Raw genomic sequence first — 14253 nt, 5'->3', positions numbered from 1 at the left:
GAGCCGCCCTCGGGCGGCTCACTTGTTTCTGCCTTGTCACAGATAGGTTCGCAGATACTCCGACAGACAGAGGATCGCCATCGCCTGCCCATAAGGCATGGAGGTGAGCGGGATCTGCCGGTAATAGTCGAGATCGCTGCCCATCGCCGTACCAAACGAGACGCAAGTCAGCTCACCCTGCTCGTTGATGTAGTCGCGGATCAGGGTATCGACCGCCTTGGTGGCCAGCGGAAGATAGCTGCGATCCAGATAGCGTTTGCGCACCCCCTTGAGGATTCCGTAGGCAAATCCGGCAGTGGCCGATGCCTCCACGTAGGAGTGCGGATCATCGAGCAGGGTATGCCACAGACCGTTGTCGCTCTGATAGCGCGCCAGCGCTTCCACTTGCCGCTCAAAGATGTGCAGCAGATGACGGCGATAGGCATCGCGTTCAGGCAGGTCGAGCAACTCGAGAAACTCTGGAATCACGATGGTCAGCCAGCTGTTGCCACGGGCCCAGCGGGCGCGGGCAAAGTTGTGGTTACCTTCAAAGGTCCAGCCGTGGAACCAGATGCCACTCTGGGTATCCATCAGGTATTGGGCGTGAACCAGGAACTGGTATTTGGCCTCCTCCACATAGTCATCGCGTCCAAGCAGCAGACCGATCTTGGCCAGCGGCATCACACTCATCATCAGGGTGTCATCCCACATCTGCTGGCTGTTTTCGCTGTTGTAGACGATGTGCTGAATGCCGCCGTAGCGAGTGCGCGGCATCTCGTACATCACATAGTCCGCCCAGCTTTCGAGATAGGGGCGCAAGGTCGCGTCACCGGTCTCTTCATAGCGATAGGCCAGCGTGAGAAACGGGCAGACGGTGTTGACGTTGCGAGTCGCTTGCTCTTCGCCAAAACGGTCGCTAAACCACTGATCGATAATGCCGATCACCTGCTCATCACCACTTTGCTGATAGTAGCGATACATGCCATAGAGACCGATACCGTGGGTCCACTCCCAGCCGGCCCACCCCTTGGTGTCGATGGTGCGCCCATCATCCAGATGCAGCAGGAACTCCCCGCTTTCGTCCTGAATGTTGACGAGGTTGTCGATGAGGGCGTGAATCTTCTCTACCACCACAGAGCGGGGATGAACCCACTGTGGACGGCGTAACAGCTCACTGTGTTTGACAGGAAAGACTTTCATTCACCATCTCCGCTTACATAACACCAAGCATTCTTGGCAGGAACAGAATCACATCAGGCACATAGGTAATCAGCAGCAGCACGGCGATGATGCCGGCATAGAAAGGCATCAGCGGCTTTAGCACCTCTTCAACCTTCACCTGACCCACGCTGGCCCCCACATACAGGCCACTGCCGACCGGCGGCGTAATGGTGCCGATGGCCAGGTTGTAGACCAGCAGCACGCCGAAGTGCACCGGATCGACCCCAATTTGCTGCATGATGGGCAGCAGGATGGGTGTGAAGATCAGGATCGCCGGACCGATATCCATAAAGCAGCCGATCACCAGCAGGAAAATCGTCACCACCAACAGGATCACCCACTTACTCTTGGAGATCCCCAGCAGCATGCCGCTGAGCGTCTCGGGGATGCCGGTGATCGCCATCGAGAATGACATGGCTGACGAGGTGGCGAGCAGAAACATGATCACCGCGCTCATGACGAAGGTCTGCAGCAGCAGTTTGGGCAGATCATGCAAAGTCAGGGTCTTGTAGAGACTCAAGGTTAGATAGGCGGTATAGACCACCGCGATGGCCGAGGCCTCGATGGCGGTGAAGATCCCAGCCACGATGCCGCCCACGATGATCACAATCAGCAGCAAGCTCGGGATCGCGTCCTTGGTTACTTGCAGCGCCATGCCTTTGCGCAGGTTGAAGAAGTTGGTATAGCCATAGCGTTTCACCATGTAGTAGGTGATCAGCATGCAGCCAACTCCCCACAGCACCCCGGCTACCAGCCCGGCGGCAAACAGCGCGGCAATCGAGGCGCCCCCGCTGGCCAGCGCATAGAGGATGAACGCGGTGGTCGGCGGGATCAGCATGCCGGTCGGCGCCGACGCGATATTCACCGCCGAGGCAAAACTGCGGTTGTAGCCTTCGCGGGCACTCATCGGCACCAGCACCCCACCGATCGAGGTAGATGCCGCAATGGCCGAACCCGACACCGCCCCAAACAGCATGTTGCCCATGATGTTGGTGTAGGAGAGCGAGCCCGGCAGACGACCGGTGAACAACTTGGCGAAGTTAACCAGCCGCGTCGCTATCCCCCCGTTGTTCATGATCACCCCCGAAAGCACGAAGAAGGGCACCGCCAGCAGCGAGAAGCTGTCGAGGCTGGCAAACATCTTCTGCGCCGTGGTGAACATGGCGATGTTAAAGGGCAGCACCAGCATGATGGTGCAGGTTGAGGAGAGCACGATGCACAGGCCAATCGGCGTACCGAGGGCCAGCAACGCGACAAACACCCCGACCAGAATGGCCGAAGCCAGAATCGGGTCAATCATACTGTTGCACTCCCTGTTGCAGGCGGTCGGCATCCTGACCAGTCGTCACGCTGGCCGGTTGCGAGAAGAGATCGGCAATATTGAGCAGGCTGTAGACGATGATCAGCACGCCCGAAATAGGCAGGGCGAAGTAGACATGGCCCATCGACAAACGCAGCACCGGCGAGACCTGTACCATGGCATTGGCCGAGATTTTCCAGCCCCCCATGATCATCACGTAGATGGCGAACAGGATGAACACCAGCTGGATGATCAGGTGCCAAACGCGGGTCCAGCGCGCCGGGCACTTGTCGAGAAACAGAGTCAGGCTGATGTGCTCTTTGCGCCCAGCCACATAGGCCATGCCGATCACCGAGATCCACACCAGCGAGAAGCGCAGCAGCTCCTCGGTCATGGTGCTCGGCGAGTTGAAAATATAACGGCTGACTACCTGCCAGCAGACTGCCAGCACCATCAGCACCAGCATCAGGCAACCGAATGCCTCAATGCTGCGATCAAGCCACTTCCTTATCGTATTCATGGCATCCTCACTGACTGACCGCGGCAGTTTCTGCTACCGGTAAATGGGCGGAAATCCGCTTGTAAGCCTCGGCCACGGCCGGGCTCAGGGTCTCATAAATGGGCTGGACAGCCTGCTTGAAGGGGGCTGGGTCGATGTCGATAAACTGCACGCCAAACTGATCGACCGCCTGCTTGCGGGTCTTGGCCATTTCGGTTGCCCAGGCCTGTTTTTCCACCGTGATCGACTCGTTGATCACCTCTTGCAGCAGGGTTTGCTGCTCGGGAGTGAGCTTGTCGCGGGTCAGGGTGCTGACAATCACGATGTCGGGAATGCGGGTGTGCATATCGAGGGTGTAGAACTTGGCCACTTCGCCGTGGCGGGCAATCGTCAGGGCAAACTCGTTGTTCTCGGCCCCATCGATAATCCCCTGCTGCAGCGCGGTATAGACCTCGGCCTGACCCATCGCGATGGGAGACGCACCAAGCAGCTTCATGGAGCGGATGGCGGTGTCACTTTGCATCACCCGGATCTTCTTGCCCTTGACATCCGCCATGCTGCGCACCGGCGCCTTGCTCATGTAGAAGTTGCGGGCCCCCGAGTCATACCAGGCCACACCGGTAAAACCCTGCGGCGCGGTGGATTGGTAGATGGGCTGCATCACGGCCGGATCGTCCATCACCTTGTAGTAACTCGCCTGATCCGGGAACAGATAGGGGAGCGAGAACACCCCGTAGACCGGCGAGAAGCTCTCGAGCAGGCCCGAGGAGACCTTGGTGATGTCCACCGCCCCCACCTGGGTCAACTCTACCAGTTCACGCTCGCCGCCCAGCTGACCGTCGGGGAAGTAGAGCACCTTGATCTCTCCCCCACTGCGTTTTTCGATGGTCTCGCCGATGTACTTCAGCGCATCTTTCACCGGCTGACTGTTCTCGGCATACGCCAGTCGCAACAAGGTGGCGGCGCCCGCCTGCCCGAGCGGCAGCAGGGTCGTCATCGCCACCAGCAGCGACGAGCACAAGGTTCTTTTCATGAAGCCCTCCTTTGCACACCAGCGTGCGACCGGCACACCATCTGTGTCCCGAGCGACGATATGTGAGGCATCTGGAAGATACCTTTGCGTTTCTGCCAGCTAAAACAGGCAGATGGCAAAAATGCGAACGTCGGCATGATGCCGCGCACCATTTGGGAAAAAAGGCTCAAAAATAAAAAACGAAAGATCTTTAAAAGTAAAACAACAAACCAAAATGAAAAGAGCATTGAAAAAAAGCGGACCTGTCCCCACTTCTGGTTTCATGCAACCTTGACCCCGCTTTCGGGGTTATATCCCCCAGCGAGGTACTCAAAGTGACCACCATAGTTTCAGTTCGCCGCAACGGTCAGGTCGTCATCGGTGGCGATGGCCAGGTATCCCTTGGCAACACCGTGATGAAAGGCAATGCCCGCAAGGTCCACCGCCTCTACAACGGCAAGGTGCTGGCCGGATTTGCCGGCGGTACCGCCGACGCCTTTACCCTGCTTGAGCGTTTCGAAGCCAAGCTGCAGGCCCATCAGGGCAACCTGGAGCGCGCCGCCGTGGCGCTGGCCAAAGAGTGGCGTACCGACCGTGCCCTGCGCCGTCTTGAAGCGCTGCTGGCCGTGGCCGACGAGAACAAATCCTTCATCATCACCGGCAACGGTGACGTGGTGCAGCCGGAACACGATCTGATCGCCATCGGCTCGGGCGGCAACTTCGCCCAGTCGGCCGCCATCGCACTGCTTGAGAACACCGATCTCGACGCCAAGAGCATTGTCGAGAAGGCCCTCAAGATCGCTGGCGATATCTGCGTCTTTACCAACCAGCACCACACCGTCGAAGTGCTGGACTATCAGCCCAAGTAAGGCCCATTTTCTCATGGGGCGGCAGGCCGCCCCTGCTACAGGAATATCAACATGTCCGAGATGACCCCGAGAGAAATCGTTCACGAACTGGACCGTCATATCATCGGCCAGGCCGATGCCAAGCGCGCCGTCGCCGTTGCCCTGCGTAACCGCTGGCGCCGCATGCAGCTCGATGAGGCGATGCGCCACGAAGTCACCCCGAAGAACATTCTGATGATCGGCCCGACCGGCGTCGGTAAAACCGAGATCGCCCGTCGTCTGGCCAAGCTGGCTAACGCCCCCTTCATCAAGGTCGAAGCCACCAAGTTCACCGAAGTGGGCTATGTGGGTAAGGAAGTAGACAGCATCATCCGCGATCTCACCGACGCCGCTATCAAGCTGGTGCGTGAGACCGAGATGGAAAAGATGAAAGTGCGCGCCGCCGACAACGCCGAAGATCGCATCCTCGACGCCCTGCTGCCCAACCCGCGCAACGGCTGGGGTGAAGAAGAGAAGGCTGACAACAACCACACTCGCCAGATCTTCCGCAAGAAACTGCGCGAAGGTCAGCTCGACGACAAAGAGATCGAGCTCGAGCTCTCCGCCAGTCCGATGGGTGTTGAGATCATGACCCCGCCCGGTATGGAAGAGATGGCCAACCAGCTACAGGGTCTGTTCCAGAACCTGGGTCAGGGCCAGAAGAAAAAGCGCAAGCTCAAGGTGAAAGACGCCCTCAAGGCACTCACTGAAGAGGAGGCCGCCAAGCTGGTCAACCCGGAAGAGCTCAAGCAAAAAGCCATCAGCGTGGTCGAGAACAACGGCATCGTCTTCATCGACGAGATCGACAAGATCTGCAAACGCGGCGAAGTGTCCGGCCCGGATGTCTCCCGTGAAGGGGTGCAGCGCGACCTGCTGCCGCTGATTGAAGGGTGCACCGTCAACACCAAGCACGGCATGGTCAAGACCGATCACATCCTGTTTATCGCCTCCGGCGCGTTCCAGGTGGCTCGTCCGTCTGATCTCATCCCCGAACTGCAGGGTCGTCTGCCGATCCGGGTTGAGCTGGGCGCCCTCTCCACCGAAGACTTCGAGCGGATCCTGAGCGAGCCGAACGCCTCCCTGACCGAGCAGTACAAGGCGCTGATGGCCACCGAAGGGGTCAACATCGACTTTACTGCCGATGGTATTCGTCGTCTGGCCGAAGCGGCTTGGCAGGTGAACGAGCGCACCGAGAATATCGGTGCCCGTCGTCTGCACACCGTGATGGAGCGCCTAATGGAGGAGATCTCCTTCGACGCCTCCGAAAAGTCGGGCCAGACCTTCACCATCAATACCGACTACGTCAACGCCCACCTCGGTAAATTGATCGAGGACGAAGATCTGAGCCGTTTTATCCTGTAACGCGCCTGAATCTTCTGGTTAAAAAACGCCTCCTGCATGGAGGCGTTTTTGTTTCTGTCCCCCTTTAGCTGAGGCTTCAAGCAACACCCTTACTTTGTAGGTAATTTTGCCTTACAAATACCCATTAAGTTATATCTTTGAATTTATTAGGTTTACCTCTGATGGGATATATAAATAGACACTTGATTTGCATCAATCGCCTGCGCCGCGCGCGTGAGTAGGCTTGCTGCAGATTTGATGTTTTATTACTCCAACTGAGGCAATTATGAGCAAAGCCAGACTGGTCGTTGTCGGCAACGGCATGGTGGGGCACCGGTTTATCGAAGAGCTGGTTGATCGGGGTGGCTGCGACCACTTCGAGATCACCGTCTTCGGTGCCGAACCGCGCCCCGCCTATGATCGTGTCCACCTCTCCTCCTATTTTTCCCACCACACCAGCGAAGACCTCTCCTTGGTCAAGCCGGGTTTCTACGAGAAGCACGGCATCCGTCTACTGCTGGGCGAAGCGGTGAAAAAAATTGATCGTGAGCAGCGCGAAGTGCACTCCAACAAGGACACCGTGGTTGCCTACGACAAGCTGGTTCTGGCGACCGGCTCCTACCCCTGGGTGCCGCCGATTCAGGGCGGCCAGCATGACGAGTGCTTCGTCTATCGCACCATCGAGGATCTCAAAGCGATCCGCACTGCCGCCAAGAGTGGCAAGAGCGGCGTGGTGATCGGGGGCGGTCTGCTCGGTCTGGAAGCCGCTGGCGCACTCAAGGCGCTGGGCCTCGAAACCCACGTGGTGGAATTTGCCCCGGTCCTGATGGCCGAACAGCTCGACGGTCAGGGCGGTCTGCTGCTGCGCCGCAAGATCGAGTCGATGGGCGTGCAGGTTCACACCAGCAAGAACACCCGCGAAATTCTGATGAACGGCGGTGAGCAGGCGCGCCATCGCCTCGCCTTTGCCGACGGAAGCAATCTGGAAGTGGATGTGGTGGTCTTCTCCACCGGGATCCGCCCGCAAGATACGCTGGGTCGCTACGGCGAGCTGGCGATTGCCGAACGCGGCGGCATCGTGATCGACGATCAGTGCCACTCCTCCGATCCGGACATCTTCGCCATTGGCGAGTGCGCAGCCTGGAATGGCCGCTTCTTCGGTCTGGTCGCCCCCGGCTACAAGATGGCTCAGGTGGCGGTTGACCAGCTGCTCGGCGGCGACAGCCAGTTCCAGGGCGCCGACATGAGCGCCAAGCTCAAGCTGCTCGGTGTATCGGTCGGCTCCATCGGTGATGCCCACGGCCGTACCCCCGGCAGCCACAGCTACCTGTTCCAGGACGATCAGGCCGGGATTTACAAAAAGCTGGTAGTGAGCGAAGACAACAGTCGCCTGCTCGGCGCCGTGCTGGTCGGTGACGTGGAAGATTACGGCAACCTGCTGCAGATGATGCTCAACAGCCTGCCGCTGCCGGAGCACCCGGACACCCTGATCCTGCCCGCCTATGCCGGTGCCAAGCCGACGCTGGGGGTCGATGCGCTGCCCGACACCGCCCAGATCTGCTCCTGCTTCGACGTCTCCAAGGGCGATATCGCCCGCGCCGTGGCCGAAGGTCACACCACGCTGGCGGCCATCAAGGCCCACACCGGCGCCGGTACCGGCTGTGGCGGCTGCGTACCGCTCATCGGCAAGGTACTTAATGCCGAGCTGGCCAAGCAAGGCATCACCGTCAGCAACCACCTGTGTGAACACTTCCCCCACTCCCGCCAGGAGCTGCTGCATCTGGTCAAGGTGGAAGGGATCAAGAGCTTCGACGAGCTACTGGCCAAGCACGGCAAGGGCCACGGCTGTGAAGTGTGCAAGCCGACGGTCGGCTCAATCCTCGCCTCCTGCTGGAACGGCTATGTGCTGAGCCCGCTCAACACCCCGCTGCAGGACACCAACGACATCTTCCTTGGCAACATGCAAAAGGACGGTACCTACTCGGTGATCCCGCGCATGGCCGGTGGTGAAGTGACCCCGCAGGCGCTGCTGGTGCTGGCCGAAGTGGCACGCGACTTCAACCTCTACACCAAGGTGACCGGTGCCCAGCGCATCGGCCTGTTTGGTGCACGCAAAGATGACTTGCCGGCGATCTGGCGCCGCCTGCTGGAGGCCGGTTTCGAGACCGGTCAGGCCTATGCCAAGGCACTGCGCATGGTCAAGACCTGCGTCGGCAGCACCTGGTGCCGTTACGGCGTGCAAGACAGCGTCGGCCTCGGCGTCTTCCTCGAAAACCGCTACAAGGGGATCCGCACCCCGCACAAGATGAAGTTTGGTGTCTCCGGCTGTACCCGTGAGTGCGCCGAAGCGCAGGGCAAGGACGTGGGCATTATCGCCACCGACGCCGGCTGGAACCTCTATGTGGGCGGCAACGGCGGCATGAAGCCGCGCCACGCCGAACTGCTGGCGGCCGATCTCGACCGCGAAACCCTGATCCGCCTGGTTGACCGCTTCATGATGTTCTATGTGCGCAGCGCCGACAAACTGGAGCGTACCGCCACCTGGATCAGCAATCTGGAAGGGGGCATCGACTACCTGCGTCAGGTGATCGTCAACGACAGCCTGCAACTGGCCGACACCCTGGAAGCGGAGGTCGCCAACCTGATCGAACGCTACGAGTGCGAATGGTCGCGCACCCTCAGCGATGAAGACGCGCTCAAGCGTTTTGCCCACTTCATCAACAGCGATCAACGCGATCCGGATGTGCAGTTTGTGGCGGAGCGTGACCAGCACCGTCCGGCCACCCCGGCCGAGCGCATCCCTGTCTACAACATCAATCTGGAGGCCTGAGCATGCAACTCGCCTGTTTACTGAGTGACATTCTGCCGGGCACCGGAGTGTGCGCCCTGATCAAGGGGCGCCAGGTTGCCTTGATGCGCCCGACCCGTGACGAGCAGGTCTTTGCCATCGACAACCGCGATCCCTTTTACCAATCCAACGTGCTGTCACGCGGGCTGATCGGCGAACACGACGGGGAGTTCTGGGTCGCCAGCCCCCTCAAGAAGCAGCGCTTTCGCCTGACCGACGGCATCTGTCTCGACAATCCGGCTGTCTCGCTGACCACCTACCGGGTAGAGCTGCGCGGCCAGGAAGTGTGGGTTGGCCTCTGATTTCATTTACCGGGCTGCCAGTGGCAGCCCCTTTTTAGGAAAGCACCATGTATAACGACACCATCAATAAATGCGCCGCCAACGCGGCCCGCATCAACCGTTTTAGCCGCGAAGACGGCTTCGGCTTCTGGCTGAGCTCCGCCATGGCGGGCGCCTATGTGGGCCTCGGCATCATCCTGATTTTCACCCTCGGTAACCTGCTCGATCCGAGCGTGCGTCCGCTGGTGATGGGCGCCACCTTCGGTATCGCCCTGACGCTGGTGATCATCGCCGGCTCCGAGCTGTTTACCGGCCACACCATGTTCCTGACCCTCGGCGTCAAGGCCGGGACCATCAACGGCGCCGACTGGCTGCGGATTCTGCCGCAAACCTGGGCGGGTAACCTGCTTGGTTCAATTGCCGTGGCGCTGATCTACGCCTATGGTGCCGGCAGCCTGCTGCCCGACGCAGGCAGTCTGGTGCACAAGGTCGCCCTGGCCAAAACCCAGGCGCCGGCACTGGTGCTATTCATGAAGGGCGTGCTGTGTAACTGGCTAGTCTGCCTCGCCATCTGGATGGCGCTGCGCACCGAAGGGGCCGCCCGCTTCATCGCCATCTGGTGGTGCCTGCTGGCCTTTATCGCCTCCGGCTACGAGCACTCCATCGCCAACATGACCCTGTTCGCCCTCTCCTGGTTCGGTGCACACGCTGACACCTACACCCTGGGCGGCATCGGCCACAACCTGCTGTGGGTGACGCTGGGCAACACCGTATCCGGCGCCCTCTTCATGGGTCTGGGTTACTGGTACGCCACGCCGAAGGCGCAGCGTCCGGTGGCATCGGCCAACGCGACTGTCGCCGCCACCCAGAACGCCTGATCCGGAGGCCACCATGGACTACCTGCCCCTCTTCTGCCAGCTCGATAACAAGCCGGTGCTGCTGGTTGGCGGCGGCGAAGCGGCCGAACGCAAGGCGCGTCTGCTGCTCGCAGCCGGCGCCCGCCTGACCTTGGTTGCGCCTATGCTGTGCCAGGCTCTGGCCGATCAGGCAGCCAGCGGCGCCATCCTCTGGCTGCCCGAGTGTTTTGTGCCCGAGCATCTGGAGGGGAAGTGGTTGGTGGTGGCCGCCACCGGTCTGCGGGATGTGGATGCGCTGGTTTATCAGAGTGCCAACTCACGCCGAATCTTCTGCAACGTGGTGGACGATACCAAGCGTTCGAGTGCCATCATGCCCTCCATCATCGATCGCTCACCACTGATGATCGCCATCTCCTCGGCCGGTACTGCGCCGGTGCTGGCACGCCTGCTGCGTGAGCGACTCGAAGCACTGCTCCCTGAACATCTGGGACGGATGGCGGCGTTTGCCGGCACCCTGCGCGAGCGGGTCAAAGCCCGTTTTGCCAGTCACGGTGAACGGCGCCGCTTCTGGGAACGGCTGCTCGGTGCCGATCGCCTCGGTCAGGCGCTGGCGCGTGGTGATCAGGCGGCGGCTAACCAGCTCGCAGACACGCTGTTTGCCAGCAATAGCGAGCTGCGGGGGGAAGTGGTGCTGGTCGGAGCCGGCCCCGGCGATCCCGGTCTGCTCACCCTGCATGCCCTGCGTCATCTACAGCAGGCCGATGTAGTGGTTTATGACCGGCTGGTCTCGGCTGAGGTGATGGCACTGGCGCGACGCGATGCCCGCCGCATCTTTGTCGGCAAGCAGGCGGGCCACCACTGCGTGCCGCAGGAGGGGATCAACCAGCTGCTGCTTGATGAAGCAAAACGGGGACAAAAGGTGGTGCGCCTCAAAGGCGGTGACCCCTTTATCTTCGGTCGCGGCGGTGAAGAGCTGGAGACCCTGCTCGGTAGTGGCGTCGGTTTTCAGGTAGTGCCCGGCATCACCGCCGCCAGCGGCTGCGCGGCCTACGCCGGTATTCCCCTCACTCACCGTGACCATGCCCAGAGCGTGCGCTTTGTGACCGCTCACGGCAAAGGGGGCGCGCTGGATCTCGACTGGCCCATGCTGGCGCGCGATCGCCAGACGCTGGTGTTCTACATGGGATTGGCCCAGTGCGGCGTGATCCGCGATCAACTGACCGCCCACGGTCGTCCCGCTGACACACCGGTGGCGCTGATCGAAAACGGGACCCGCCCCGAGCAACGGGTGATTCGCGGCACGCTCGCGCAATTACCCACGCTGGCAGAGGGCGTCGAAAGCCCGGCCCTCATCATGGTCGGCTCGGTCACCACGCTGGCCGACAAGCTCGCCTGGTTTGGCGAGGCGACGCCCGGACTCAAAGCAAGCGCCTGATAGTCATAACGCCTCCGACGGGGGCGTTTTCTTTTTGTTCTGATTGCCGCTGGACCCGCCTATCCGACAGCGCTTAAATACCATGTTCCTCCCGCCACACGAGCCAACCTGCGGAGCCACGATGACGCTTCCCATCTATCTGGTCGATGCTTTTACCGATACCCCATTTCGCGGCAATCCTGCTGCCGTCTGCATCGTCGAGACGCCGCTTGCCAGCGCCTTGATGCAGCAGATCGCCGCCGAGATGGCGGTCTCAGAGACCGCATTTCTCTGTTTAAGCGAGATGAACCTGCGCTGGTTTACCCCTCAAACCGAGGTAGCCCTGTGTGGACATGGCACGCTGGCGGTGGCCAAGGTGCTGGCCGAGCAGAATAAGCTGCAAACGGGCCAAACCCTGACCTTCGCTACCCTCTCCGGCCCCTTGTCGGTCACGGCCGAGGGCGAACGCTTTACCCTCGATTTTCCTGAAACGCTGGCACGCCCCTGCCCGCCCGACCTGCCGTTGCTGGCCGCGCTGGGAATTGAACCCGGCGCGGTGAGCCATTTCGCCATGGCCGGCCCCAAGGTGCTGATCGTGCTGGAGCAACCAGCACAGCTGCGGCAACTGGCGCCCGACATGGCTGCGTTGCGTCGCCTGCCGGGACGCGGCGTGGTGGTCAGCACCCCTTCAGATGATCCGAGCTTTGATCTGCTGTCGCGCTACTTTGCCCCCTGGGTCGGGGTGGAGGAGGACCCGGTCACCGGCTCGGCCCACTGCATGCTCTCCCCCTACTGGGGTGAGCGGCTGGCATGCCGTGAGCTGCGGGCCTGGCAGGCCTCGGCCCGTGGTGGCGCCCTGCAACTGGAGCGCCGCGCCGGCGGCCGACTGGCCATGACCGGTGCGGCGGTGATCATGCTGCGCGGTGCGCTCAGCCTGTAACGCTTACAAGCTCTGACTGCTGCGGCCGAGCTCTTTATCCAGCGCCTCGGCCAGCAGCCGAATGCCGGGACGAATAGCATCGGCCTCGATGGCGCTAAACCCCAACCGGAAGAAGTGGCGCGGCGCGGTGGCATCGAGAAAGTGGTTCACGCCGGGTTCGATCAACACGCTGCTATGGGCGGCGCGCCATGCCAGCCGCTGGGTATCCACCCCGGCGGGAGCCTCGACCCAGAAGGCGGTCGCCCGGCTGTCGTTACAGCGACACACCGGTAACTCACGCTCCAGCGCTTCGCGCAGCAGGCTCCAGCGGTAGGCGCTGTGGTCGCGGCAGCGGCGCAAGAAGCTGTCGTAGTGACCCTGCGCCAGAAAGTGGGCCATCTGATACTGGATATTGGCGGGAGGATGGCGATACATCAGGCGGCGCAGGGCGCGCAGCTCGTCGATCACCTCGGCCGGTGCCACCAGAAAACCGAGGCGCAGTCCCGGCGCCAGCGCCTTGGAGAGCGAGCTGACATAGATAACCCGGCCACCCGGATCGCTCGCCTTGAGCGCCGGGCGTGGATAGGCTTCGATGTTGGTCTCGGAGTCGAAGTCATCCTCGATGATGATCTGGTTGTGGATGATGGCGTGCTGCAGCAGCTCCTGGCGACGGGCATTGCTCATGCTGACGCCGGTCGGCGCCTGATGGCTCGGCGTCACATAGAAGTAGTCACAGGCCGCCGAGGCCGGCGTCAGAACCAGCCCTTCCTCATCGACCGGATGCGGCACGATCTCGGCCTGCTGCAAGGTAAAGGTGTTGATCGCCTCACGAAATCCCGGATTCTCCACCCCGACCCGCACACCCCGGCTCACTAGCAGCTGGGCGATCAGGCTCAGCGCATTCTGGGTGCCGAGGGTCACCAAAATCTCGTCCGAGCGAGCCAAAATGCCACGCTTGGGCAACACCCGGCTGCGCAGCTGCTCAATCAGCATGGGGCTGTCCTGATCCACCAGATCGTGCAGCCAGTGGTGGTCGCGGGCGCCACCAGTGACCCGTCGCGCCGCCTCGCGCCACTGCTCCATCGGGAAGTGAGTCACATCGGGTTGGCCATAAATGAAGGGGTAGCGGTAGTTCATCCACTGCGCCGGTTTGGTGATGGCCACCAGCTCGCTGGGGTGAAGGCGAAAACGCGCGCCCCAATCCGGTGCAGCTGCACTGTCCTGAGTACCCAATGCGATCGGCGCCTCGCCAGTGCACTCTTCCTGTGCATATTGCGGGTCAACAAAATAACCGCTGCGCGGCCGACTCACCAGATAGCCCTCATCACGCAGGCTTTCATAGACCAGAGAAACGGTATTGCGCGAAATACCGAGCTGTTCCGAGAGGCTGCGGCACGAGGGCAGCATCTCATCGGGAATGAAGCGCCCGGCCAGAATCGAGCTGACCAGCGCCTCGCGCAGCTGCTCCTGCAGCCCACGATCGGCACTGAAATCAATGAGCAGACAGTGTTCAATCATCGCCAGATCTCCCCGGAAAAACCCTGAACCTCACACTGGTGCAAATGCTGCGCCACTGCCGGTCTGACTGCCCCCATCTTCACGCTTGATTGGCTCTATCCCTCATGACTATAAGCGGGATAAAAGTGAGCGGTACGTTCTGGCATCGATTCTGCATATTGCTTATTCAGCATCAGA

Annotated in this window: 12 protein-coding genes; 7 read left to right on the top strand and 5 right to left on the bottom strand. The window is 61.0% G+C overall.

All coding sequences use genetic code 11. The features are described from left to right. Positions 1-36: 36 nt before the first annotated feature. Genes BW958_RS13930 through BW958_RS13915 form a run of 4 tightly spaced genes read right to left on the bottom strand, consistent with a single transcriptional unit; the run spans position 37 to position 4032 of the window. A complete protein-coding gene (locus BW958_RS13930) occupies positions 37-1179 on the bottom strand; it encodes a beta-galactosidase BglB (RefSeq protein WP_076576368.1) in 1143 nt (380 codons plus the stop codon). Positions 1180-1192: 13 nt separating this feature from the next. Continuing rightward, on the bottom strand, positions 1193-2500 hold the full coding sequence (locus BW958_RS13925; protein ID WP_076576367.1) for a TRAP transporter large permease: 1308 nt from the start codon (positions 2498-2500) through the stop codon (positions 1193-1195). Further along, complete coding sequence (locus BW958_RS13920) at positions 2493-3020, bottom strand: TRAP transporter small permease (RefSeq protein WP_076576366.1); 528 nt, start codon at positions 3018-3020, stop codon at positions 2493-2495. The genes BW958_RS13925 and BW958_RS13920 overlap by 8 nt, the downstream gene beginning before the upstream one ends. Positions 3021-3027: 7 nt before the next feature. After that, positions 3028-4032 (bottom strand): TRAP transporter substrate-binding protein, encoded by a 1005-nt coding sequence (locus BW958_RS13915; protein ID WP_076576365.1) that lies wholly within the window; start codon positions 4030-4032, stop codon positions 3028-3030. 314 nt (positions 4033-4346) lie between these two features. Here BW958_RS13915 and hslV point away from each other — a divergent pair, with 314 nt between their 5' ends. From hslV to BW958_RS13880, 7 genes are all read left to right on the top strand, one after another. Then, positions 4347-4880, top strand: coding sequence for an ATP-dependent protease subunit HslV (hslV, locus tag BW958_RS13910; RefSeq protein ID WP_076576364.1), 534 nt, complete (start codon positions 4347-4349; stop codon positions 4878-4880). Positions 4881-4931: 51 nt separating this feature from the next. Next, positions 4932-6260 (top strand): ATP-dependent protease ATPase subunit HslU, encoded by a 1329-nt coding sequence (hslU, locus tag BW958_RS13905; protein ID WP_076576363.1) that lies wholly within the window; start codon positions 4932-4934, stop codon positions 6258-6260. 265 nt (positions 6261-6525) lie between these two features. Beyond that, positions 6526-9069 carry a nitrite reductase large subunit NirB gene (nirB, locus tag BW958_RS13900; RefSeq protein ID WP_076576362.1) on the top strand — a complete coding sequence of 848 codons (2544 nt, stop codon included), beginning with the start codon at positions 6526-6528 and terminating at the stop codon, positions 9067-9069. 2 nt (positions 9070-9071) lie between these two features. Then, complete coding sequence (nirD, locus tag BW958_RS13895; RefSeq protein WP_076576361.1) at positions 9072-9389, top strand: nitrite reductase small subunit NirD; 318 nt, start codon at positions 9072-9074, stop codon at positions 9387-9389. A gap of 47 nt (positions 9390-9436) precedes the next feature. Next, positions 9437-10246 carry a nitrite transporter NirC gene (nirC, locus tag BW958_RS13890; RefSeq protein ID WP_076576360.1) on the top strand — a complete coding sequence of 270 codons (810 nt, stop codon included), beginning with the start codon at positions 9437-9439 and terminating at the stop codon, positions 10244-10246. Between the two features lie 13 nt (positions 10247-10259). Beyond that, a complete protein-coding gene (gene cysG / locus BW958_RS13885) occupies positions 10260-11660 on the top strand; it encodes a siroheme synthase CysG (RefSeq protein ID WP_076576359.1) in 1401 nt (466 codons plus the stop codon). Positions 11661-11781: 121 nt separating this feature from the next. After that, a complete protein-coding gene (locus tag BW958_RS13880) occupies positions 11782-12579 on the top strand; it encodes a PhzF family phenazine biosynthesis protein (protein WP_076576358.1) in 798 nt (265 codons plus the stop codon). A 3-nt stretch (positions 12580-12582) separates the two neighbouring features. Here BW958_RS13880 and BW958_RS13875 read toward each other — a convergent pair whose 3' ends face one another. Then, positions 12583-14076, bottom strand: a complete 1494-nt coding sequence (locus tag BW958_RS13875) for a MocR-like pyridoxine biosynthesis transcription factor PdxR (protein WP_076576357.1) — start codon at positions 14074-14076, stop codon at positions 12583-12585. Between the last annotated feature and the right edge of the window lie 177 nt (positions 14077-14253).

This window comes from Aeromonas sp. RU39B (assembly GCF_900156095.1).
Taxonomy (GTDB): Bacteria; Pseudomonadota; Gammaproteobacteria; order Enterobacterales; family Aeromonadaceae; genus Aeromonas.
The sequence above is the reverse complement of the archived record's forward strand: the minus strand, read 5'-3'. Positions and strand labels throughout refer to the sequence as shown.

Bases quoted from the DNA above. Each gene is read 5' to 3' on its own strand.
- BW958_RS13930 (WP_076576368.1), bottom strand. From the start codon at position 1,179: ATGAAAGTCTTTCCTGTCAAACACAGTGAGCTGTTACGCCGTCCACAG.
- BW958_RS13925 (WP_076576367.1), bottom strand. From the start codon at position 2,500: ATGATTGACCCGATTCTGGCTTCGGCCATTCTGGTCGGGGTGTTTGTC.
- BW958_RS13920 (WP_076576366.1), bottom strand. From the start codon at position 3,020: ATGAATACGATAAGGAAGTGGCTTGATCGCAGCATTGAGGCATTCGGT.
- BW958_RS13915 (WP_076576365.1), bottom strand. From the start codon at position 4,032: ATGAAAAGAACCTTGTGCTCGTCGCTGCTGGTGGCGATGACGACCCTG.
- hslU (WP_076576363.1), top strand. From the start codon at position 4,932: ATGTCCGAGATGACCCCGAGAGAAATCGTTCACGAACTGGACCGTCAT.
- nirB (WP_076576362.1), top strand. From the start codon at position 6,526: ATGAGCAAAGCCAGACTGGTCGTTGTCGGCAACGGCATGGTGGGGCAC.
- nirD (WP_076576361.1), top strand. From the start codon at position 9,072: ATGCAACTCGCCTGTTTACTGAGTGACATTCTGCCGGGCACCGGAGTG.
- nirC (WP_076576360.1), top strand. From the start codon at position 9,437: ATGTATAACGACACCATCAATAAATGCGCCGCCAACGCGGCCCGCATC.
- cysG (WP_076576359.1), top strand. From the start codon at position 10,260: ATGGACTACCTGCCCCTCTTCTGCCAGCTCGATAACAAGCCGGTGCTG.
- BW958_RS13880 (WP_076576358.1), top strand. From the start codon at position 11,782: ATGACGCTTCCCATCTATCTGGTCGATGCTTTTACCGATACCCCATTT.
- BW958_RS13875 (WP_076576357.1), bottom strand. From the start codon at position 14,076: ATGATTGAACACTGTCTGCTCATTGATTTCAGTGCCGATCGTGGGCTG.